The 23,777-nt window shown below is 47.1% G+C and carries 19 protein-coding genes and 1 rRNA gene; 13 read left to right on the forward strand and 7 right to left on the reverse strand.

Annotation, left to right across the window (positions count from 1 at the left end; genetic code table 11):
- Positions 1–47: 47 nt before the first annotated feature.
- From mutY to EGC76_RS05920, 4 genes are all read left to right on the forward strand, one after another.
- Positions 48–1,067, forward strand: coding sequence for an A/G-specific adenine glycosylase (gene mutY / locus EGC76_RS05905; protein WP_128352073.1), 1,020 nt, complete (start codon positions 48–50; stop codon positions 1,065–1,067).
- Positions 1,068–1,148: 81 nt separating this feature from the next.
- The gene (locus tag EGC76_RS05910; protein ID WP_128352074.1) at positions 1,149–1,421 is read left to right on the forward strand and encodes an oxidative damage protection protein; all 273 of its coding nucleotides are present in this window, start codon (positions 1,149–1,151) and stop codon (positions 1,419–1,421) included.
- A 190-nt stretch (positions 1,422–1,611) separates the two neighbouring features.
- Positions 1,612–2,724 (forward strand): glutamate 5-kinase, encoded by a 1,113-nt coding sequence (proB, locus tag EGC76_RS05915; RefSeq protein ID WP_128352075.1) that lies wholly within the window; start codon positions 1,612–1,614, stop codon positions 2,722–2,724.
- A complete protein-coding gene (locus tag EGC76_RS05920) occupies positions 2,721–3,974 on the forward strand; it encodes a glutamate-5-semialdehyde dehydrogenase (RefSeq protein ID WP_128352076.1) in 1,254 nt (417 codons plus the stop codon). Before proB ends, EGC76_RS05920 begins: the two co-directional genes overlap by 4 nt.
- Here the strand turns inward: EGC76_RS05920 and waaA are convergent.
- Both waaA and EGC76_RS05930 read right to left on the reverse strand, forming a co-directional pair.
- Positions 3,959–5,983 (reverse strand): lipid IV(A) 3-deoxy-D-manno-octulosonic acid transferase, encoded by a 2,025-nt coding sequence (gene waaA / locus EGC76_RS05925; RefSeq protein WP_128352077.1) that lies wholly within the window; start codon positions 5,981–5,983, stop codon positions 3,959–3,961. The two genes, EGC76_RS05920 and waaA, sit on opposite strands and share 16 nt — an antisense overlap.
- A gap of 6 nt (positions 5,984–5,989) precedes the next feature.
- The gene (locus tag EGC76_RS05930) at positions 5,990–6,730 is read right to left on the reverse strand and encodes a glycosyltransferase (RefSeq protein WP_128352078.1); all 741 of its coding nucleotides are present in this window, start codon (positions 6,728–6,730) and stop codon (positions 5,990–5,992) included.
- A gap of 123 nt (positions 6,731–6,853) precedes the next feature.
- Between EGC76_RS05930 and EGC76_RS05935 the strand changes: the two genes are divergently transcribed.
- Both EGC76_RS05935 and EGC76_RS05940 read left to right on the forward strand, forming a co-directional pair.
- A complete protein-coding gene (locus EGC76_RS05935; RefSeq protein WP_128352079.1) occupies positions 6,854–8,455 on the forward strand; it encodes a cryptochrome/photolyase family protein in 1,602 nt (533 codons plus the stop codon).
- 9 nt (positions 8,456–8,464) lie between these two features.
- Positions 8,465–8,998 carry a lipocalin family protein gene (locus tag EGC76_RS05940; protein ID WP_128352080.1) on the forward strand — a complete coding sequence of 178 codons (534 nt, stop codon included), beginning with the start codon at positions 8,465–8,467 and terminating at the stop codon, positions 8,996–8,998.
- A gap of 3 nt (positions 8,999–9,001) precedes the next feature.
- On the opposite strand, the gene EGC76_RS05945 is transcribed toward EGC76_RS05940, so the two are convergent.
- Positions 9,002–10,807, reverse strand: coding sequence for a DEAD/DEAH box helicase (locus EGC76_RS05945; protein ID WP_128352081.1), 1,806 nt, complete (start codon positions 10,805–10,807; stop codon positions 9,002–9,004).
- Positions 10,808–11,070: 263 nt separating this feature from the next.
- Here EGC76_RS05945 and EGC76_RS05950 point away from each other — a divergent pair, with 263 nt between their 5' ends.
- The 7 genes from EGC76_RS05950 to nspC all read left to right on the forward strand — a co-directional run bounded on the left by EGC76_RS05950 (position 11,071) and on the right by nspC (position 20,664).
- The gene (locus tag EGC76_RS05950) at positions 11,071–12,528 is read left to right on the forward strand and encodes an NAD-dependent succinate-semialdehyde dehydrogenase (protein ID WP_246013912.1); all 1,458 of its coding nucleotides are present in this window, start codon (positions 11,071–11,073) and stop codon (positions 12,526–12,528) included.
- Positions 12,525–13,898, forward strand: a complete 1,374-nt coding sequence (locus tag EGC76_RS05955) for an aldehyde dehydrogenase family protein (RefSeq protein WP_128352082.1) — start codon at positions 12,525–12,527, stop codon at positions 13,896–13,898. The genes EGC76_RS05950 and EGC76_RS05955 overlap by 4 nt, the downstream gene beginning before the upstream one ends.
- A 13-nt stretch (positions 13,899–13,911) precedes the next feature.
- Positions 13,912–14,763, forward strand: coding sequence for a thioredoxin (gene trxA, locus EGC76_RS05960; RefSeq protein WP_128352083.1), 852 nt, complete (start codon positions 13,912–13,914; stop codon positions 14,761–14,763).
- 129 nt (positions 14,764–14,892) lie between these two features.
- Positions 14,893–16,311: a sodium-dependent transporter gene (locus tag EGC76_RS05965; RefSeq protein WP_128352084.1), complete on the forward strand. Its 1,419-nt coding sequence runs from the start codon at positions 14,893–14,895 to the stop codon at positions 16,309–16,311.
- A gap of 3 nt (positions 16,312–16,314) precedes the next feature.
- Positions 16,315–18,228 (forward strand): tRNA(Met) cytidine acetyltransferase TmcA domain-containing protein, encoded by a 1,914-nt coding sequence (locus EGC76_RS05970; protein WP_128352085.1) that lies wholly within the window; start codon positions 16,315–16,317, stop codon positions 18,226–18,228.
- A 94-nt stretch (positions 18,229–18,322) separates the two neighbouring features.
- Positions 18,323–19,522, forward strand: coding sequence for a saccharopine dehydrogenase family protein (locus tag EGC76_RS05975; RefSeq protein WP_128352086.1), 1,200 nt, complete (start codon positions 18,323–18,325; stop codon positions 19,520–19,522).
- A gap of 5 nt (positions 19,523–19,527) precedes the next feature.
- Positions 19,528–20,664, forward strand: a complete 1,137-nt coding sequence (gene nspC, locus EGC76_RS05980; RefSeq protein WP_128352087.1) for a carboxynorspermidine decarboxylase — start codon at positions 19,528–19,530, stop codon at positions 20,662–20,664.
- 78 nt (positions 20,665–20,742) lie between these two features.
- Here the strand turns inward: nspC and EGC76_RS05985 are convergent, their stop codons facing one another.
- From EGC76_RS05985 to rrf, 4 genes are all read right to left on the reverse strand, one after another.
- Positions 20,743–21,492, reverse strand: coding sequence for a type III pantothenate kinase (locus tag EGC76_RS05985; protein ID WP_128352088.1), 750 nt, complete (start codon positions 21,490–21,492; stop codon positions 20,743–20,745).
- Positions 21,482–22,471, reverse strand: coding sequence for a bifunctional biotin--[acetyl-CoA-carboxylase] ligase/biotin operon repressor BirA (gene birA, locus EGC76_RS05990; RefSeq protein ID WP_128352089.1), 990 nt, complete (start codon positions 22,469–22,471; stop codon positions 21,482–21,484). Before birA ends, EGC76_RS05985 begins: the two co-directional genes overlap by 11 nt.
- A complete protein-coding gene (gene murB, locus EGC76_RS05995) occupies positions 22,468–23,469 on the reverse strand; it encodes a UDP-N-acetylmuramate dehydrogenase (RefSeq protein WP_128352090.1) in 1,002 nt (333 codons plus the stop codon). Before murB ends, birA begins: the two co-directional genes overlap by 4 nt.
- A gap of 188 nt (positions 23,470–23,657) precedes the next feature.
- Positions 23,658–23,772 (reverse strand): 5S ribosomal RNA (gene rrf / locus EGC76_RS06000).
- Between the last annotated feature and the right edge of the window lie 5 nt (positions 23,773–23,777).

Below are 23,777 nucleotides of genomic sequence, written 5' to 3' on the forward strand. Positions count from 1 at the left end.
TTACGATTTATTTTCTATTTTTTTAACATGGCGTTTACGTAAATTTCATGATTAATAAGACTTCCCAAGACGCGATCACTCCGCTACTGCCAAAGGAATTTGCACACACCATTATTACTTGGCAACACCAGCATGGTCGCAATACCTTGCCATGGCAGCGAGAGGCTTCGCCCTACCATGTGTTAGTAAGCGAGCTGATGTTACAACAAACGCAAGTAAGCACAGTCATTCCGTATTTTGAACGCTGGATTAAGGTTTTTCCCGATCTGGCCACGCTGGCACAAGCTTCCGAAGATCAAGTTTTGGCTCAGTGGCAAGGGCTAGGTTATTACTCGCGAGCAAGAAACCTGCACAAGGCAGCCGGTTACGTCATGACAGAACTCAACGGACAGTTACCTGCCACGCCGGAGTCTTTGCGCGAAGTTCCCGGGGTTGGGCCCTATACGGCGGGTGCAATAACCGCATTTGCTTTTGATAAGCCTGCAGCCATTGTCGATGGCAATGTAAAACGCCTCTTTTGTCGCTATTTTGGCATCAATGGCGACCCTAACAGCAGTGCGATAAACCGCCAGATATGGACAAAAGCTGAAGAATACAAACCGCACAGCAACAGCCGACAATACGCGCAAGCGCTGTTGGACCTCGGCGCAACCATTTGTACTCCGCGCAACCCGAAGTGTGAACTGTGTCCACTACAACAATCCTGTAATGCCCTAGCAACCGATCGAGTCAACCTGCTACCGCAAAAACGAGCTAAGCGTACCTTACCTACAAAAGATGGCTACTTTGCCCTGGACGTCAATGCCAACGGTGTCATTTTAGTGCAGCGTTCTGCGAACGGAATATGGCCGCGGCTATGGTGCCTTCCTGAGCTTTCTGAGCTGCCGCCACGCGCGCAAGTGCATGGAAGTTTTAAACATGTGTTTTCTCACTACCGCTTAAACGCTACAGTAATCAATTGCACCCCTTCGCATGCTACAACACGTATCCCTCTTGAAGCTTTAGCGCAATATGGACTGCCAGCGCCAATCCGCAAATATATCCATACACATGTTTTAGAAAATTAAACTCGTGGATACTGAGAAGGTTTGCAATGGCGTGTTTATGCAACGTAAAATGACGACAACTTAAACCGACATGAGGTTGTCATGAGCCGTACTGTATATTGCGAATACCTAAAAAAAGAAGCTGAAGGCCTGGATTTTCAGCTTTACCCGGGTGAACTTGGCGAAAAGATTTTTCAGAGCATATCAAAGCAAGCATGGGCTGAGTGGCAGAAGAAACAAACCATGCTCATCAACGAAAAGCGGTTAAATTTAATGGACCCAAATGCACGCAGCTTTTTAGAAGAGCAAATGCAAGCCTTCTTGTTTGAAGGCAAAGACGTTGACATTGAAGGCTATACCCCACCAAGCCAATAAATCCCCTAGAAAGCCCCGCAAATCGGGGCTTTTTGCTATTCAAAACTCGTAAAGTTTAAGCCTTGTTCTAGCCTCATTCTCTCGTTTTATGAGCTTTATAGCGGGCATAGTTGTGGTTTATCGCCTCAAGCTAGAGAAACTCCCTCAAATCTGTTAGACTACATATGAATTTTTTCAAGAGGGAGTAGTTATGGAGATGCCTTCCTGGCGACGCGCTGTACTTAAAGTAGGCAGTGCATTAATCGCGCCAGACGACGCAGGAACGAGTAGTAAATATTTATTAGCCATAGCTCGATTTATTATCGAGTGTCATGAACGTGGTCAAGAGATAGTTCTTGTCTCATCAGGCAGTGCTGCTGCAGGCCGGAAGCATATCAGCTATGACGGTGATAAGCTGCCAGTTACCATAAAAAAGGCAATGGCCGCTGTCGGACAAACCGACATGATGGCAAATTGGTCGCGGTTTTTTGACTTCTCATGTGCTCAAGTGTTGTTAACACACGGCGACCTGCGTGACCGCGCTCGCTACGTAAGTGTTCGAAACACATTACGCACATTGTTAGAACACAATGTATTACCTATCGTAAATGAAAATGACGCACTTGCCACCGACGAAATGAAAGTTGGTGATAACGATAATTTGGCAGCCATGGTCGCAACCCTAGTTGATGCTGACGCGCTAATTATCTGCTCCGATATTGACGGTCTTTTCGATGCCGACCCTCGGGTTAAACCTGACGCTAAAAAAATACCGGTCGTCGATGAGATTACTGAAGAAATTTTCGCACTCGCTGGTGGAACAACAAATAAAATAGCAACCGGCGGCATGCGCACCAAGATTGAGGCAGCCGAGAAAGCAACCTCTCATGGTATCGACACCTATATAGTGAATGGTCGCAAGGGTGCCACGTTTGAGCATTTGCTACGCGGCAACAACCCAGGCACATTATTTAAGCGTCAGCAAGATCCAATGAGTAATAAGAAACATTGGCTTCGTCACACATTAATTTCTCAAGGTGAGTTAGTCATCGATGATGTTTCAGCCGAGGCACTGAATCGCGGCGAGTCGCTAACAATTAGCGGCATTATAGATGTTCAAGGCGACTTTAACCGTGGCGATGCAGTTGTAATTCGCAGTGCAAGTAACGCTGAGGCTATTGGTAAAGGCATTTGCCAATACAGTTCACACGAGTTGATGCATATAAAAGGGCAAGAAGTCAGCGACATCGCTGAAGCTTATGGCTACAGCCCTATCTCGGAAGTGATTGAGAGCAACGATTTAATGATTCTGGAGGACGAATGAGTAACCAGTTAGCAGAACAAATTTCACAACGCGCCGCCGTTGCGGCACGCGCAGTCGCCAATTTATCTGAAGCAAAAAAGAATCAGGTACTACAACGCATGGCTGATGCCATCCGCGACATGCAAAGTGACATATTAGAAGTTAACGAAAAAGACATGGCTGCAGGCCGTGAGAAAGGCCTCTCTGATGCAATGCTCGACCGCCTGCAACTAAATGCTGAACGCATTGAAGGCATGGCGACAGCGATTGAAGAAATTATCGAACTGGCCGACCCGGTTGGCGAACGTACGCCATTTGTGACACGCCCAAATGGTATTCAAGTGGACAAAATGAGAATTCCACTTGGTGTAATTTGTATGATTTACGAAGCGCGCCCAAATGTAACAGCCGATGCCGGTGCGTTATGTTTCAAATCAGGCAACGCAGTTATCCTGCGTTGTGGTCGTGAAGCGATTGAAACCAGCAAAGCTATTGCCAAAGCATTACATAAGGCGCTACGTGATAGTGAATTGCCGGAAGATGTTATCACTGTCGTGCCAAGCCCAGATCGTGAACTTATGACCGAACTGCTAAAACAAGACAAATACATTGATTTGGTCATTCCACGCGGCGGTGAAGGCCTTATCCACTTTGTCAGCGATAACAGCAAGATTCCTGTCATTCAGCATTACAAGGGCGTATGCCACTTGTACGTCGACAAAGATGCCGACCAAGAGAAGGCTCTGAACATTTTGCTGAACGGTAAAACACAACGCACTGGCGTCTGCAACGCTTTGGAAGGATTGGTCGTACATCAAGAAATTGCGACAAGCTTTCTACCCAAAGCCGCTGCGGCATTAGCTGAAAAGAATGTAATTATTCACGCTGACGCAGCTTCAGCTGAATATTTTGAAGATGCCGATGTGATCGCCGACGACGCGTACGGTGAAGAGTATCTCGCGCTGGAAATCGCTGTTCGTACAGTTCCTGATTTTGATGCAGCACTGGATCACATCCACACCTTCGGCAGTGGTCACACGGAAGTAATTGTGACTGAGAATCAAGCCGCTGCAGATCGTTTCATCCGTGAAATTGATTCGGCTGTAACCATGGCAAACACCTCTTCACGATTCAGTGATGGTGGCCAACTTGGTTTAGGTGCAGAAATAGGTATTTCAACCAGCAAGTTGCACGCTTATGGCCCGATGGGTTTACAAGCGTTAACAACTGAAAAATTCGTGGTTACCGGTGACGGTCAAATTCGCGAATAGCCGGCAATAAGTTTGGGCCAATCACGTGTTTCATCCCAATGAAATACTTGATTGGCCTCTGTCGCTTTTGTTAATTCTTTTCTGAACGAACGCAGCAAACGCTGTATATTTTTCTCGCGCCAATCGCCTTCTGCTCTTATTTCACATTTATCAAAATCAACTATCCAAGCCTTACCTGCGTTATCAAGCATCAAGTTATGACAATTTAAATCAGAATGATAAACCTGATGGTTGTGTAATTGCTTTATCACCTGCCCAAGACTTTCCCATTCATGGCTTTCTAACTGCCGTTGTTGGAGCAGTTTAAAAGTGTCCTGAGCATTCGGTATAACTTCGACCAAAATGTCTGCGCGATACCCCCATATTGGGGCCTTAACGTACCGAGCTGCTACTGGGCGAGGCACCGGCAGTCCAGCTTCTCGTAGTTTAAGCAGCAATGAAAACTCAGCCATTGCTCGGCTACTGGCAACAGGCTCGCGTTTGAAACGGTCCGTATTCACTTTGCCCACTAATCCGCCCCGATAATAATGACGGAGCAATAAACCGTGCTCTGCAGCATCAATGAACCACGCAGTGCTGCGTCCGGTAGCAGAGCCTTTAATTTGGTTGTGAGCACGCCAATATTCCGGATCAAAATAGTCGTTTGTACAATCGCTTAGAACCTCAGGATCGAACCACAAGGTCGTATCGCGAGTTGGTTTTACCGTTTGCATCATAAACACTGTCCTAGAAGTCGCTGCACCTGTAAACACAGATAGTGTCGCACGAATGTCCGAAAACACTGCGTTGGTAGCGCCTTGGTCATTGGCAAATTCCTGCGCTGCGTTGTCGGCTAACTGCTTGCAAAGTGCGGGTTGCTCAAGTAATTGATGCCAACTATTGGCGAGTTGATCGGCGTTTGAAACCATCATAACGCCATTGGCTTGCTGCAAGCGATCGTAAATGTCCTGAAAGTTAAATATGTGACAGCCAGAAATTACTGGGGTGTGGGTTGCAACCGGCTCGAGCGGATTGTGCCCGCCGCGCTCGATTAAGCTTCCGCCAACAAAAGCAACATCGGCGAGAGCGTACCACAACAATAGCTCGCCCATGCTGTCCCCTAAAAACACCTGACTTTGGCTAGCTATGTCCTCGCCACTGCTGCGTCGAACATAAGTAAAACCTGCTTTAGCAATAGCTTCAGCCCCAGCTTCGAAACGTTCTGGATGGCGTGGCACCAGTATAAGTAATGCGGAGGGGTGATGTTTTTGCAGTTTTCGAAACGCGCTTAGAACTTGTTCATCCTCGCCGTCGTGTGTGCTTGCCGCTAGTAAAATTAGCCTATTTAGCTGTTCCCGCAAGCGTTCAGCTTCAGCTTTTATCTCATGTGAAACTTGAAAATCGTGCTTTAAGTTCCCTCTCACCACAACCCGTTCGCTCGACATTCCCAACTCGATAAAACGCGTTCGAGTAGCTTGGGTTTGTGCCGCAATTGCCGTCACTGCAGGCCAGATTGGCCCAACGAGCCAACTGTACTTGCGATAGCTTTTAGCCGAGCGCTCCGACAACCGAGCATTAACCACCATCACCGGAACAGCGCGTTGCTGCGCTTGCTGTAACATACAAGGCCATAATTCAGTTTCTAAGATCACCACCAAGCGTGGCGCAAACTTATCGAAAAAACGACGCATCGAGCCCGGTGTGTCAATCGGTAAGTAAGCATGGAATACGCGATCGCCAAATAGCTTAACAGCCAGTTCAGCCGCTGTAGGAGTCATCGAGGTTAGTGTAACCCCAAGGTGAGGATAGTCATTTAAGATCTGTTCAATTAAGCCTTTAGCCGCGACAGTTTCACCAACTGAAACGCAGTGGATAATAATGCCATCGCGCGCCTGCACCGGAACATCTTGCAGCGCCAGCCGCTCAGGCCAACGCTGCCGATATGCTGGAGCCTTTCTACTACGCACCCACAAATATATAAATACCAATGGGGTTATGCAGCGAATCAGCAGCCGATAAGCAAATGTCATCTTCGCTTAACGCCAGTATTCTTTAATCCAAGTGGTTGGCAAAACCTTTCTATACCACTTCCCACTACGCCCTGCCACTGCGTCATCAGGGTGTGGACGCCCGTGAAATATAATCACTTTAGCGCCGGCAGGAATGCGCGGTTGTTGAAAAAAGCTAAGCGGGAATGGCCGCAAACAGTGGCGCTTAAAGCTACGACACCACTCAGCTGGCCAGTACTTCAACTTGCCTTGGCGTGCTACAAACTGCGTAATGAACTCTTGTTCATTACGAACGTCTTTACGTGAACCTACCGGATCATTCTTCAGATGTTCGAGAGCATCCACATGGGCGCCAATATTAAATCGAAATACCGACGTATTGCCGGTCGCATCAGATTTATCCCATTCTTTGATAACCAAGAAGTCGCCTTCAGGCTCAAAGAACTCGTCTAAACTGCCAACAATTACTATATCAAGGTCGAGAAAAAGGGTTGGCCCTTGCAAGTCATACAGCGGGTCGGCAAAACAAGTGAGCTTTAACCAACCATGCGCGAACGTCCATGGTTTACGTTGATCAAAGTCTTCAAAACCAATTTCCGGTATCGGCTTCACCTCAACTTCGTCGCGAATGCCTTCAGCATCGTCAGTCAAGCACACGAATCGAAACGGCAATGAAATATTGCGACTAACCATCGAATACAATGTATTGACGTAATCCGACCCGTATTTCTTACCCCACTTTATACAAATGATGTTAACTGGCTGCATGATTTTCCTGCCTGACGTTTGCCTTGTTTAATAGCGAGTATAATGCCAAATTTTCAGTGATCTCGCTATGCTAAAACACGTAATATCTAATGATATCCTTATAACTTAGCGCAGTTTTAACATATGACTAGTTTATCTTCAGAACTTGATGGCTGCCTGCTCGACCCAAGCGTGCTTACCTCAAGTTCGTTCGAGCGCATCGCATTGGTTTTAGGCGACCAGCTCAACGCGTCACACAGCTGGTATCGTGAAGTTGATCCACAACGGCTGTTTGTCATTATGGAAGTGCGCCAGGAAACAGACTACGCCACTCACCACATTCAAAAAGTTGTCGGCTTTTTTGCGGCAATGCGCAAATTTGCGGCCGCATTAACAAAAGCGGGTCATGAGGTCCTTTATCTCACTTTAGATGCCTCAGTAAATCAGCAAAACGTATGTAATAACCTAACCCATTTAACTTCCCTCGCGCCGAAGTTAACACACATAGATCTCCAACAGCCTGATGAATATCGCGTTGACGCCTACTTACAAGCTTGGGCCGAGCATCAATCGCTTACCGTAACCTGGCATGATACCGAGCACTTTCTGTGCGAAAGAAATGTTCTAAGCGAATGGTTTCCAGCTAAGCATAATTTTCTGATGGAAAGCTTTTATCGCCGAGTACGGAAGCTTACGGGATACCTGATGGAAAACGGCAAGCCGATTGGGGGAAAATGGAATTTTGATAAAGAAAATCGCAACAAGCTGCCAGCTAAGCATGAAGTTAGCAACACGTTATGTTTTGCGCATGATGTGAGTGCTCTGGTGGATATGATTAAGAAGTCAGGTGTTAAGACCATTGGTGAGATCAATCCGCGCCAATTCATCTGGCCAATAACTCGGGCCGAATCACGTCAACTCTTAGAGCACTTTGCACAGAATCTACTACCAGAATTTGGTCGCTATCAAGATGCCATGCACACAGACCATTGGTCGCTCTATCACGCCAGACTATCATTTGCGCTCAATACAAAAATGATTAGCCCCCGCGAGGTTGTAGAGCGTGCAATACGCCAATGGCAACAGCACCCAGACACCATTAACATTGCCCAAGTTGAAGGCTTTGTTAGGCAAATTATTGGCTGGCGAGAGTTTATTCGCGCAATATACTGGCATCACATGCCTGGCTACCAGAAGCTCAACTTTTTTGACAACAAACAGCCGCTACCAGACTTTTACTGGACGGGCGACACGCGCATGCAGTGCCTTGCAAGTAGTATCAAACAGTCGCTTAAATATGCATACGCCCATCACATTCAAAGGCTTATGATAACTGGTAACTTCGCGTTATTGATTGGCGCCGCCCCAGATGTGGTGGATGATTGGTATCTTGGAATATACATCGATGCTATTGAGTGGGTCGAGCTACCCAACACACGTGGCATGAGTCAATTCGCCGACGCCGGTATTTTAGCGACTAAACCCTATGTATCCAGCGGCTCGTACATTAACAAAATGTCGAACTATTGTGCCAACTGTCATTACGATGTGAACCAACGTACTGGAGATAACGCATGCCCGTTCAATAGCCTATACTGGAATTTCATACATCAACATCAACACCAACTTAGCAACAATCCACGTATGGCTTTGATTTTGAATCAATGGCAAAAACGTACTGCAGAACAACAGCAGGAATTAGTGCAACAAGCGAAACTTTACTTGGGCTCTATCAATAATCTATAGGGACTTTATATGAAACATTTTCTATCAGCAGTTTTGGCTGGTGTGGTACTGATGGGTTGCAGCAGTGCACCAACACCCGTGGCACCGATCATCAAGGACTTTGAAGCCAAACGTTACCTGGGTAAATGGTATGAAATAATACGACTACCGCACAGCTTTGAAGAAGGGTTAGAACAGGTTACTGCTGAATATCGCCTCAATGCAGACAACACCATTGAAGTCACAAACCGGGGTTATAATGTCGCCGAAGGTCAATGGGAAACAGCGATTGGACATGCGGAACCTATTGGCTTAGCAATGTACCGTGTTACGTTTTTTTGGCCATTTGACGGCGGCTATTATATTAGCCAACTGCACGAAGACGACGGCGGAAACTATCAGGTTTCTGTGGTAACGAGTGACAACCATGATTATTTCTGGGTACTTTCTCGCTCACCAGATGTGTCAGAAGAAGTTATTGAAGGCGTACTAAAACAAGCAGAGAGTTGGGGATATGATACCAGCCAGATGATTCGGGTGAATCATCCGACCGGTAGTCATTAATACTTACTGCGGACGGCGGCTACGACGCTCGCCTTGGCTACGGCCTGGGCGATCGTTACGACGTTGAGCGCCTTTAAATGCTGGGCGTTCACCACCTGGAGGACGCGGACGACGCGTGATTTGCTCAGTTGGAGCAAGCTCTAAGCCCATCTGTTGCTGACGCACACGAGCGCGTTGCAATACACGAACTACAGCCACCGGCATGCCTTTTGGTAATTCGACAAGGCTATGCGCGTCAAACAACTGGATTTGACCAATAAAGCGACTATCGATATCACCTTCGTTTGCAATTGCACCAACGATATCTTGTGGACGCGCACCGTGTTCACGGCCTACTTGAATGCGATAGGTATCAAATTCAATATTGGCATCGCGACCACGCGGGCTGCGTTTTTCACGACCGTCACGGCTATCGCCACGCGCATCGCGTTTGTCACGTGAACGCTCTTCGAATTTACGTGGTGGTGGATCTTCAGAAACAATCAATGGACGCTGAAGGTTCTGTTGCGCAAGCAATGCAGCTGCGATTTGGTCTGAATTCAAACCAGTTTCTTCCTGCATTTTTGCGATGATCTCGCTCAATACAGTGAAATTACCACCCGCTACAGTATCAACAATTTGCTGCTGCAATTTCTGCTGACGATGCGCGCTGAGCTCTTTCGCATTCGGTACTTCGAAGTTTTCGATGGTGCCGTTGGTTAAACGCTCATAGGTACGTAGTAAATGTTTTTCTTTACCACGATAAAATAAGATTGCTTCACCACTGCGACCAGCACGGCCAGTACGACCGATGCGATGCACATAGGATTCACTGTCACCCGGCAAATCATAGTTCACCACGTGGGTAATTTCTGGTACGTCAAGACCACGTGCAACAACGTCAGTTGCAACCAAAATCTCAATACGACCGCTGCGCAATTGCGCTACTGTTTGCTCGCGTTGAGATTGGTTCAAATCGCCACTCAATGGTGATGCCTTGAAACCTGAGGCTTGTAGCTGCTCAGTAACATCCATGGTGTCTGAACGTGTACGTACGAAAATCAGTACACGTTGATACTCAAGGGTTTCTAGCAAACGGGTTAATGCCTGCATCTTACTTAAACCGCGAACCAACCATGCGCGCTGGCGAATTGTCGCCTGTGCTTTGGTTTGAGCCGCGATTTGAATATTCAATGGTTGCTCACCCGCTTCGTTAACCAAGAAAGTTTTAGCGAGCTTACGAATAACCGGAGGCATGGTTGCTGAAAACAATGCACGTTGAGCAGTTTTTGGAACAGCTTTCATGATTGTTTCAATATCGTCAATAAAGCCCATATTCAACATTTCATCGGCTTCATCAAGCACAGCAAAACGCAGCGCGCTTAAGTTCAATACACCCTTTTTAAGCAAGTCGAGCAAACGACCAGGGGTACCAACAACCACTTGAGCGCCACCGCGTAATGCTTTGATTTGTGGACCAAATGCAGCGCCGCCATATACTGTGGTGACTTCGAGGCCACGTATTTGATTAGCAAATTCGTTGATAGCTTCCGCAACCTGCATCGCAAGTTCACGCGTTGGCGCAACAACCAATAATTGGGTGCTACGCTCGTTAGCATCAAGCATGCTCAAGCCAGGCAAACCAAAAGCAGCGGTTTTACCGGTACCGGTTTGCGCTTCGCCGAGCACGTTTTTGCCTTCCATAAGTGCAGGAATGGCCTGCAATTGGATTGGCGTTGGTTGGGTGAAATTCATTTTTTCTAGCTGTTTAAGCACAACAGCGGGCAGGCCCAAATCGGCGAACGATTGGCCAGTCATTACTTCAGACATATTTTTCTCACATGTTTCTGTATTGCGTATATAAAGGGGGTTGATATACGCCACGCTACAGAACACGATGAACACTCTGGCAGGAAATAGGCGCTGTTACCCCAGCAAATTCAGGGGTAAGTCCGCTCCCATCAATAGCGGTAATGACCCTGAGGCCGCGAACTATACGCTAAATGTTAGGGGAACACAAGTTAAACTAGCATTGAACTTATGACGTATAAGCCTAATACTCTGTTATACAATCAAATAAATTAGGAATGCTTATGCCAACCCACACTATGCGATCACTGATTCAAACGAACGCGTTTATTGATGGACATTGGATACCTACAGATGACCGCTTTCCCGTTACCAACCCGGCGAACGGCGATACCTTGGCTGACGTTGCGAATGGCGATGCGGCGTTAGCTGAGCGCGCGGTTGAGGCCGCTCATAAAGCACTTCCGTTATGGCGCGCGAAAACCGCTAAACAACGTGCTGATCTCCTTCGCCGTTGGTATCAAAGCATGATGGACAATAAACAAGCCCTTGGCGAACTGATGAGTGCCGAGCAAGGTAAACCAATTGCAGAGGCTATTGGTGAAGTGGAGTACGGTGCGAGTTTTGTCGATTGGTTCGCGGGCGAAGCTGAGCGCAATTATGGCGACATATTGCCAGTAAGCTCAGCAGATAAGCGCAGCTGGATTATCAAGCAACCGGTTGGTGTTTGTGCGGCTATTACGCCGTGGAACTTTCCTAACGCAATGATTACCCGCAAAGTAGCGCCTGCGCTTGCCGCAGGTTGCACAATCGTGGTTAAGCCACCACAGCTAACGCCATTATCAGCTTTGGCTCTGGCTCAATTGGCAAGTGAGGTTGGTATTCCGGATGGGGTTATTAATTTCGTGCCCACCACCCACTCGCGCGAAGTGGGTGAAGTGTTTACACAGCACCCGCGGGTACGCAAGTTTACCTTTACTGGCTCTACCGCTGTCGGTAAAAAACTTATGGAACAATGCGCTGGCACGATGAAAAAAGTATCGTTGGAATTGGGCGGCAATGCCCCCTTTATAGTGTTTGACGACGCTGATATAGATGTCGCTGTTAAAGAGCTTATTGCATGTAAATTCCGCAATGCCGGCCAAACCTGCATCAGTGCGAATCGTGTGCTGGTGCAAGAAAGTATTCACGATGCCTTTATTGAAAAGTTAGAAAGTGCATTAAATGGCATAAAAGTGGCGCCCGGTGACGCTGAAGATGTTGACTACGGTCCGTTGATAGATGCAGACGCCATTAGCAAGGTCACAGAATTAATTGAAGACGCAACGGCAGCAGGTGCACAAATTAAAACTGGCGGGCGGGTATTAAGTGAGTTGGGTGAGCTTTTTTATTCCCCCACGTTAGTCACAAAGGTGAAACACACCATGCGCATCGCTCAAGAAGAAATTTTTGGTCCTGTCATTGCCGTGCAAACCTTTACCGATGAAGCGCAGGGTGTGCAGCTTGCGAATGATACACCGTTTGGTTTAGCTGGCTATTTTTGTGCGCAAGACTACGCGCGTATTCAACGCGTAAGCGAACAACTTGAATGCGGTATGTTAGGTATCAATACCGGTTCTATCTCGCATGCTTACAATGCATTTGGCGGGGTCAAAGAGTCAGGCATTGGTCGCGAAGGTTCGCGCTATGGTTTAGCGGAATATCAAGAAACTAAAAACATCACATTAGGCGGTCTTGCATGAGCTCCTCAATAACAACGCAGTTACAGCGGTTACGCGCCAGCTATGATAGCGGATTAACGCGACCACTTGCATGGCGCTTACAACAACTGAAACAGTTAGAAAGTATGTTCGAAACACACGAACGCGAGCTGTTGCAGGCGCTGAATGCAGATTTAGGCAAGTCCAATGCCGAGGGCTGGCTCACTGAGTTGGGTTATTTGCGCAGCGACATTCGGCACACCGCGAAGCATTTAAAAAAATGGATGCGCCCCACTCGCGTTTCACAACCACTTTTAGCTTGGCCGGGCCGTAGCCATTTATACCCGGAGCCGCTCGGTGTGGTGCTAATTATCGGAGCATGGAATTATCCATTACAGTTATTGCTTAGCCCGCTGGTTGCAGCTCTTGCAGCCGGAAATTGCGCTATTGTGAAACCCTCCGAACTCGCCCCACGCACGGCAGACCTTATCGAGCGTTTGCTACCCGATTACCTGGCACCAGAAGCCGTGCACGTGGTAACTGGTGGCGCGGACGTAGCGACCGAACTACTAGCCCATAAATTTGACCACATTATGTACACCGGCGGCGGACGGGTTGGTCGTATTGTGATGAAAGCAGCAGCTGAGTTTCTGACGCCAGTCACACTAGAACTTGGTGGGAAAAGTCCTGCCGTGGTACTCGCTGATGCGGATATTAAAGTTACCGCCCGCCGCTTAGCGTGGGGAAAGTGGCTTAACGCTGGGCAAACCTGCATTGCTCCTGATTATGTTTTGGTTGATGAAACCGTTCATGATGACTTAATCACTGAGTTAAAACGGGCGACGGAAGAGTTTTTTAGCAACGAGCCGGAACTGGCTGATGACTATGGTCGTATTGTAAACAAGGCACACTTTGAACGCTTACGTGCCTACCTCAGTGATGGTCAAGTGGCTTTTGGTGGCGATTCCGATGCCCAAGAGCGGTACTTGCAGCCAACCGTATTAACCAATGTGTCGCCTTCAAGTAACGTTATGCAAGAGGAAATCTTCGGCCCTATTTTGCCCGTTGTTAAAATCAAGAACCTCGCTGAAGCCATTGAGTTTATTCGTGAACGTGACAAACCCTTAGCCCTATATGGATTCAGCCGTTCACAGCGTCAACTGACGCACTTAACTGAGCACACCCATGCGGGCAACCAGTGCAATAACGACACACTGATGTTTATGTTAAACCCCAAATTGCCTTTTGGCGGCGTTGGTGCAAGCGGTATGGGCCGTTATCACGGTAAGTTTGGCTTTGATACCTTTAGCCACTTAAAATCAGTGATGACAAGACCCTTTAAAATCGATCCGAGTTTTCGGTATCCTCCTTACACGTCCTTTAAGCAAAAATTAATGCGCTGGTTTTCTTAGATAAGAGGTTTCTGTGACTCAAGCTGTGGTAATTGATATAAATTTAGAAAACGCTCAACGCGTTATTATTGAAGGCTCGCAAGATAAGTTAGTCATTATCGACTTTTGGGCGGACTGGTGTGAATCCTGCAAGCAACTGATGCCGACATTGGAAAAGTTGGCAGCCGCATTTCCCACTCAAGTGGTTCTGGCTAAAGTTAACTGTGATGAACAGCAGCAATTGGCGACTCAATTTAATATTCGTAGCCTACCAACGGTTATCTTCTTTAAAGACGGACAACCAGTTGACGGCTTCGCCGGTGTTGAGCGAGAGTCTACTATTCGTGCTCGTATCGAAAAATATTTACCCACGGTAGACGATGAACTCGTCACACAAGCATTAAAGTGTGTAGAAACTGGCGAGTACGAACAAGGTTATACCTTGGCCAAGCAGGCCGTCGATATTAATCCTGATAGCAGTCAAGCTCAGATAGTGCTTGCTGACGCGGCTTGCGAACTAGGTCGCTTGGAACAAGCCGAACAGTTACTCTCGTCAATTCGCATGGTTGACCAAGATCAATATTTTCAGCACGTGATGAGTAAGTTGAATGTAGCCAAGCAAGCTGCCGACTCACCAGAACTACGGCAGCTTGCAGAGCAGCTTACCAGCGCACCTGACAATCACGAACTGCGACTGGAGTTAGCAGCCAAACTCTATGCTGCCCATCGCGCTGAAGAAGCACTGGAACATATTTTTGCTGTGTTGCGACAAGACCTGAACTTTGGTCAGGCCAAACAGCAGGCATTGGATATGTTAAATGCTTTACCAAAAGGTGACCCATTGGCAGCAAGCTACCGACGCAAGCTCTACAGCATGTTGTACTAGCTGGCCAGTTCAGCTGTTCAGGCGCAAATTTCCTGCTATTGGTCTGGTCTGCTTGCCGGAGCACCCTGCATGCGCTAGGATTGGCCAGTTTGCAATCCATTATAATAACGATGAACAAGGGTTCTCTCTATGAGCGCAGCGCGTGAGCATTTCAGCTCAAAAATCGGATTTATACTAGCCGCAGCAGGTTCAGCCGTAGGTATCGGCAACTTGGTCGGCTTTCCTGTAGCCGCCACCAAAAACGGTGGGGGTGCTTTTCTACTTATTTATGCATTGTTTGTCGCTTTCATTTGCTTGCCGGTCATGTTGGCAGAAATGGGTCTTGGACGCCGCTCACAGCATAGTCCTTACCGCGCCTATTCAGAGCTTGGCCAAGGTTTAAAGCGCTGGCGAATTGCTGGCCTACTCGCCACCATCACGCCGTTTATGATTGCGGTGTTTTACATGGTGATTACGGTATGGATATTCGGTTATTTGGTTCAATCATTGACGGGTAACCTCGATGCGCTCGCGTCCGAGGGGTATTTTGGGAAGTTCGTTAATGATTATGACTTCATTTGGTATTTAGCAGCTGTAACTATCATCATTAACTTCATTTTGGTTGGTGGTGTTCGTAAGGGTATTGAGCGTGCATCAAAAATTCTGATGCCGACATTATTCCTGATGCTGATACTTTTAGTGGCGTTTGTGCTTACTCTCGATAACGCATGGGCCGGTGTTCAATTTTACTTGGTGCCTGATTTTAGCCAAATTGATGGCTCCGTAATTAATGGCGCACTTGCCCAAGCCTTCTTCTCGCTTTCATTGGGGATGGGTATCCTTATAACCTACGGCTCATATTTCCGCCGCAGTGATGACATTGTTACCTCCGGTAAGTTGGTTGCGCTAACAGATACAGCGGTAGCCTTTATTGCAGGCTTAATGACCTTACCGGCTATTTTCGCTATCTATCCAGAAACGAATCCAGAAACTTTGAGTGATTCATCGGTAAGCATGATTTTCTCATTCTTTCCGAACATCTTCTTAGCCCTGTCGGATTCAGTGGGTTATTTAGCCGCCAGCGTTGCAGCAACAGTGTTCTTCTTGTTGGCTTTCGTGGCCGCGATAACGTCGCTCGTTTCGATTATTGAGGTACCTACATCATCATTAATGGAGAAGCGTGATATTTCGCGTAAACGCGCATTGTTGATGATGGGTATTGCCACAACGATTCTGACACTGGTTGCCGCTACTTCATTTGGCTTGGTACCGTGGTTCACCACATTTACCAGCTATGCCGGTGCCGATAAATCGGTGTTTGATGTTATTTACGATGTTTTTTATGACACAATTTTACCGTTGAACGGTTTATTGATCTGCTTATTCGTTCGTTTCCGTTGGAAGCGCGCTCAACTCACTGCTGAGTTAAGCGAAGGCAACCAAGCGTATGCGACGTCGTGGCTGGAAAAATACGTAAGCTTCTCAATCGGCACCTTTATTCCAGTTATCTTAGCGGTGATTTTCTTAAATACAGTACTGACTAAGTTCTTTGGGTACTCGTTCCTGTAAATTATGAGTCTTCAACGTATCGCCAAACATTTAAAGACTGCTCGGGTTCGAGCAGTCTTTTTATTTGACGGTCCGCCCGACTGGCTTACGTTCCATAAACAAGCCATTTTTAGGCAGCATGATGCTGTTTTGCACTTATCTGATAGCGACACCTCAGAAGTCGCAGTGCATCGATACCGCGATTATCTTGGCACCAATAACAACGCCGTTTTATTAGAGTTTAATCAGGTCATTCATGCCGATGCGCTTGCTGCGCTGGCCGGAACTGTCAACGGTGGCGGCATACTTTATGTCTTCTTACCTGCTACTGACTCCCCTTTCAAAAAACGATTGATACAAAGTGCTGAGCGCTTCGAACGTATCGAGCTCATTCGCCCCAATGCAGATCTGAAGCTACTTACTGAAAAGCTTTGTACTGAACAGCTACCTGAGGTCGACGAGCCGACGCTGCCAAACGCTGATCAAAAACAAATCGTCGACTGCATGATCGATTTACCAGGAACCTGCCATATTCTGATGGCTGACCGCGGACGCGGAAAAAGTACAACACTAGGGTTGGCATGTCAGGCATGGATACGTAATTATCGCGGCCGTGAATTGGTCGTAACTGGCCCTCGTCCCTCAGCGGTATCAACTTTACTGGAACATGCCGCACAATCAGTGCGTTTTGTTGCTTGGGATAAGCTGCTATCCGACTATCCTGCACAAAGCGTTCGTTTGATTATTGATGAGGCTGCTGCCATCCCTATGCATGTGTTACAGCAACTCGCGCAACGATTCACAGTATGGGCCATCGCAACCACCGTCGATGGCTATGAAGGCTGCGGCAGAGGCTTTGCGGTGCGCTTTTTAGAATGGATTCAACAGCAGCGGGTCTGTAAGGTTCATGCACTTGAACGACCGATTCGTTGGTCTGAATTTGACACCTGTGAGCCATGGCTCAACCAGGCTCTGCTCATGCAAGTGCAGCACACGCAAATGACAACTGAGGCGCTTGCTTCAAAAGCTCCGCTAGAGTTTCAGGATACTCACGCTAGCGAATTGAGTGAAGCTGACTTAACCGAAGTGATTATATTGCTGCTGGAAGCGCACTATCAGAGTAGCCCGAATGATTTACGTCTATTGCTCGACGATAATGAACAGCGATTAGTACTAGCCCGCCGTAACCGACTGCTTATAGGTGTTATTTGGTACGGCCACGAAGGGCCTCTTCCTGAAGCATTGCACACGCCTATTAAAGAAGGAAAGCGCCGTTTAAATGGCAATATTTTGCCGCAAGCTATCGCCTTTTATCTACAGCAACAAGACGTTCTGAACTGGCAATGGTGGCGCGTTACGCGAATAGCGGTACATGACGATGTGCGGCGTCAAGGCGTTGGGCTGCAATTACTGGCCCATCTTACCAAGCTCGCTGAACGTGCTAACATCGATGCACTTGGCTCAAGCTTCGGTGCCAGCCCCGACGTCTTAGAATTCTGGACGCAAACGTCTTTCCAGGTAATTCGTATGGGGCGCAAACTAAACATGGCTAGTGGTTACCCCAATGCCATAGTAGCTAGCGGTCTATCCAGCCGTAGCCAAGAACTGGTTCGTGTTTTGCATGACTATTGCAATGCCGAGCTTGATTGGAAAGCGCATACGCCCGTGAATATCTCAACAGCCACACATCAAGTTGCCAGACAGGTACTCGGTGGGTTTGCACATGGCAACCTCCCTTTTACTGAAGCGCAGTTCGCATGGACAGTTTGCGACATGAAGCTGCCTATTAAAGCGACCGGACTCACGCTACCCGGGCAAATTCTTAATACCACCGATGACCTTGCTCGCCTGACGCAACGCTACGGGTACAGCAGCCAACAAACCATGCAAAATCAATTGCGCCAAATAGCCCGCGAATACCTCGAACTCACTCGGTAAAGACTGTTAAAATAGTCATCTAAATATGCTGATTTAATAAAATTATGCTATCTTTTAGCCTTTGTATTCACCCGCAACAAAAGGGTTATATTTCATGTCTCGAGTATTAATTATTGGTGCTGGCGGAGTAGCCGGCGTAGTGGTAAAGAAGTGTGCAATGTTGCCAGAATACTTCTCTGAAATTCACCTTGCTAGCCGCACTGTATCCAAGTGCGAAAAGCTTCAAGAAGAAGTGGGTAAAGACCGTGTTGTCGGTGTGTATACCGTCGATGCTGACAATGCCAGCGAAGTGGCTGATTTAATTCGTAAAGTGCAGCCTAGCCTGGTGATTAATGTTGCTTTACCTTATCAAGATTTACCAATCATGGATGCTTGTCTCGAGACTGGCGTACATTATTTAGATACCGCCAATTATGAGCCAAAAGACGAAGCTAAGTTCGAATACTCTTGGCAGTGGGCTTATCAGGATAAGTTCAAAGAAAAAGGTATTATGGCGCTATTGGGAGCTGGTTTTGACCCGGGCGTGACCAATGTGTTCACTGCGTATGCAGCCAAGCACTACTTCGATGAAGTACATTATTTAGACATCGTCGACTGTAACGGTGGTGATCATGGTCAAGCTTTTGCGACCAACTTTAATCCAGAAATTAATATCCGCGAAATTACTCAACGTGGTAAGTACTGGGAAAATGGCGAGTGGCATGAAACTGATCCAATCAGCGTTCGTGAAGACTTGGACTACCCAGGCGTTGGCGTTCGTGCATCGTATTTGCTATTCCATGAAGAATTAGAATCGCTTGTTAAGCATTTCCCGACCATTAAGCGTGCGCGCTTCTGGATGACATTTGGCGAGCAATATTTGACCCACCTACGCGTTTTAGAAAACGTAGGCATGACGTCAATTCAACCTGTCGAATTCCAGGGTCAGAAAATCGTACCGCTTGAATTCTTAAAGGCCGTGTTACCTAACCCTGGATCATTAGCGGAAGGTTATACTGGCATGACCTGCATTGGTACTTATGTAACGGGTATCAAAGACGGTAAAGAGAAGACAATCTTCATTTACAACAACTGTGACCATGCAGTTTGTAATGCAGAAGTCGGTGCTCAGGCTGTTTCGTACACAACTGGTGTTCCTGCAATGATTGCCGCCTCAATGATGCTGCAAGGCCATTGGATGAAACCGGGCGTATGGAACATGGAACAGTTCGATCCAGATGAGTTCATGAACCGTCTAAACCAATACGGCCTTCCATGGAAGGTGGTAGAAACTGAATCTCCATTTAAGCGCTAATAACTATGACCAATCCGTTCTTAAATTCGGACATCCCGTCGCCTTGTTACGTCTGTGATGAGGCGGCGTTAGAGCAAAACCTAAAATTGATGCAGCGTGTGCAACAAGAAAGCGAAGCGCATATTATTCTTGCGCTTAAAGGCTTCTCGATGTGGAGCACGTTCCCGCTAGTGCGTGAATACCTAAAAGGCTGCACGGCAAGCTCTGTGTGGGAAGCTCGACTCGCTGCCGAAGAGTTCGGTCGCGAAGTTCATGCGTACGCGCCGGCATACAAGCAAGCTGACATTGATGCCTTGCTACCCTTGGTGCATCACATTTCATTTAACAGTATGTCGCAATGGCACACCTATCGTGAACAAGTGCTCGCCGCTGGTGTTTCAGCTGGTTTGCGAATTAACCCAGAGCATCAAGAGGCGGAAACTGAACTCTACGACCCAAGTGCACCTGGTTCGCGTTTAGGGATTCGCTTGCGAGATTTAGAGGGTGCAGACCTCACCGGTATTGAGGGGTTACATGTACATAATCTATGTGAGTGTGACTCGCTCGCACTTGAGCGTACGCTAGAAGCAGTCGAAGAAAAATTTGGCGATATCTTGCACCAGATGAAATGGCTGAATTTAGGTGGCGGTCATCTTATGACTCGACAAGGTTACGACGTTGACCATCTCATCAGCCAATTAAAACGCTTGAAAAAAACTTATAATCTTCAAGTTATTCTTGAGCCAGGCTCAGCAGTTGCTTGGCAAACAGGCCCGCTTATTGCTGAAGTTGTCGATATTATTGAGAACGATGGGCAAATTGCACTGCTCGATATTTCTGCCACTGCGCATATGCCTGATGTTTTGGAGATGCCATATAGACCAACCATTACCAATGCACGAGAGCCGGGTGTGCTGCCGCATACGTACAAGCTCGGTGGTAATTCGTGTTTGGCGGGAGATGTTATTGGGCTCTATAGTTTCGAACATCCTCTGCAACGAGGTGATCGGATAATCTTTGAAGATATGATGCATTATACCATGGTGAAGACATCGTTTTTTAACGGCGTTGAACACCCAGGCATCGGCATATTGAGACGCGATGGTCGCTTCGAACTCATTCGTAAGTTCACTTACGAAGATTTCCGCGACCGCTTGTCGTGAACGGTACGAGCGAAACAAAAAAGCACAGCCAAGGCTGTGCTTTTTTATATGAACCTTCTTTATATCGCAGTTATATCGTCATTTTTCCTGACGCGCGTAACAAGCCAAACCTTGTAAGACTAGTTCAGTACGAACCTCGCCCCTGCGTTTAATATCCGCTGGTAATAACGGGATTGATCCCCCGCTATATAAAATACGGTAATCAAACCAATCGAGCTCGGTTTCGGAAACTGAAATAGCTTGCCGCACTAGGCCAACAAAGGTGTTCACACAACCATTCAATAAGCAATCTGGGGTACTTTGTCCAAGTTGCTGCGCTTTTCCCCAATGTTCTTCACTTTCCGCTTCCGTAAATACGTTTGGAGCGCGATTCAATACAGACGTTTTCATCAGGTTAACGCCTGGCGCTATCCAGCCACCCAGATGTTGTCCATGTTCATCAATCCAATCAACGGTTATCGCTGTGCCCGCATCAATAATCACTGTGGCTTTCGGCTGCTCATCAAACGCACCAAGCATCGCCAACCAGCGATCAACACCTAAGTTATTCGGCTCAGAATAAGAGTTTTTAACGCCGAAAGCCGCCGCTTCAGAATTCACAGAATTCACCTTAAGAGAAGGCGCTTGGCTAAGCCAGGCAGCAACGGAATCTTTGCGATTTTGGCTGCTGACAGCAGCAAGCCACACACTTTCAACGTCTGATGAAATCGTGTGTTCATGCAGTTCATCGTACGCAACATTCAACCATGGCTCGAGATGCCCTTCTGCATCCATTAATGCAGCTTTTACCCGGGTATTACCTGCATCTATTAGTAATTTATGCGCCATATCGTAAACTTACCTCTCCAGCGTGGAATCGTTCTAAATTTCCTTCACGTTTTACAAGCAACGCGCCGGTTTCGTCTATACCTTCGGCAATACCATGCAGTTCTTTATCACCCATCAAAATACGAACTGGCTGCTTGGCTAACCGATCGTATTTTTGCCAGCTGGGGAGAAAATGATTTAGTCCGGACTCATTATAAGCCTGCAACGCTTTGCGGCATTTTATGACCAGCGCTGCCGCTACTTCATTGCGATTAAACTTACCGTTTAATAGGGTAGAAAGATCAGTCCAGGGTTGGTCAATCTGATCGGCCATCCAAGGCGGCATTGTTAAGTTCAATCCAATGCCAATAATCGAATGAGCAACACCAAGCGCTTGTCCCTCGAGTTCAATTAATATACCTGCAACTTTCTTTCCGTTAACTAGGACATCGTTCGGCCATTTCACTTCCACATCAAACACGCCCAGCTCAGATAGCAGCTCGGCTATGACCGTGCCCAAGGCAATACTAAGCCCCATAGCGGCGCTCATGCCTTGATCAAGCCGCCAGTACATACTCATGTATAAGTTGCTGCCAAAGGGTGATACCCAGCGCTTACCGCGGCGACCACGCCCTTGTGTTTGAGCTTCTGAAAAGACCGTAAGACCCGGATCAATTCCGAGACTAATTTGCTGCTTAATATAATCATTTGTTGAAGCTAAAATACGCTCAAGATAGATATTATCAACGCGCTCCCCTTCAGCTTCAATATGAGCATGAATTTGCTCCATATTAATGAGCGCTAGCGGCGCTGCCAGCCGATAACCTTTACCTGTGATACGAAATACATCCACGCCAAGAGCTTGGATGTCCTTAATATACTGGCTTACGGCTGTACGACTAACGCCCAACAGAGCGCCAAGAGCTTCACCTGAATGAAAATGACCATCACTTAGTCGCTCTATTACCTGAACTACTCTGTCGCATCGCTGTGGTTTCATAGTGACATCATTCCTTGCCCACCTATCAGACGAACTTCAGCTTCAAGGTTAACACCGAACTCAAGGTTAACTTTTTCCTGAATATACCGTGCGAGATTCAATACATCTTCCCCAGTCGCCGAACCGATATTAATTAGTACCAGTGCTTGTTTATCATGCACCGCCGCACCGCCTATTGAATACCCCTTCAATCGCAGATAATCAATCATCCAGCCCGCAGCTAACTTAATCTTACCTGAGGGGCTCGTAAAATATGGCATCTCAGGATAACGGGAAATTAATTCTTTGAGTTGAGAAGGCTCAACTAATGGGTTTTTAAAGAAACTTCCAGCATTTGGAATCCGCTTAGGATCAGGAAGTTTGGCTGTTCGAATCGCGATAACTTTTTCAAATATGTCTGCCGGTGTAACCGGCAAGCTTAAACTTTTTAGTTCTCCATAACTGACTTCCGCTTGCCAGTTCTTGGGAATCTTAAACCGCACACTTGTTATTAACCAACGCGCAGGATTTTGCTTAAAAATGCTATCGCGGTAGGCAAAGTGGCACGCATCGTTCGCTAGCATATAACGGGATTGCGACTGACGATCCCATACTTCGACGCTCTCAATAAACTCGCTCACTTCACGGCCATATGCTCCAATATTTTGTACCGGAGCAGCACCAACAGTACCTGGGATCAAAGCAAGATTTTCGAAGCCGAAAATTCCTTGCGCGTGAAGTTTGCAAACAAGTTCATGCCAGTTCTCGCCCGCTGCAACATGCACCTGCCAAAAATCCAAACTTTCATGGATTTCGATACCCATCAACCGCACGTGTAAAATTGGAAATTCAATATCTTCAAGAAACAGAGTATTAGAACCCGCACCTAATATATATGCGTTACTCGGTATGCCGCTAAGCTGAGATAGATCGTCAAGCACAATAATTCGCGCCGCTTCTGAGGGCAGGCGAAAGCTGTGCAAGCAAGATAGGTTAGTTGATTCGATTACGTCGTTCATTGCGCAATTATACGGCGATGAATATGGAAAGGCGAGAGCGTTGGTAGTTATTCGTTAATCGTTATTGGTTAATCGTTGCTGGAAGTGGTCTTTCTTTTTTCGAGTAACCAATAACGAATAACCAATAACGCTTTTGTTTTTCAGACATAAAAAAACCCCGAGCGTTAGCTCGGGGTTCTCGATTTAAAGCCTGGCGGTGTCCTACTCTCACATGGGGAAGCCCCACACTACCATCGGCGCTGAAGCGTTTCACTACTGAGTTCGGAATGGATCAGGTGGTTCCACTTCGCTATGGCCGCCAGGCAAAA

Origin of the sequence: Pseudidiomarina gelatinasegens (genome assembly GCF_004025325.1) — a bacterium.
GTDB lineage: Bacteria > Pseudomonadota > Gammaproteobacteria > Enterobacterales > Alteromonadaceae > Pseudidiomarina > Pseudidiomarina gelatinasegens.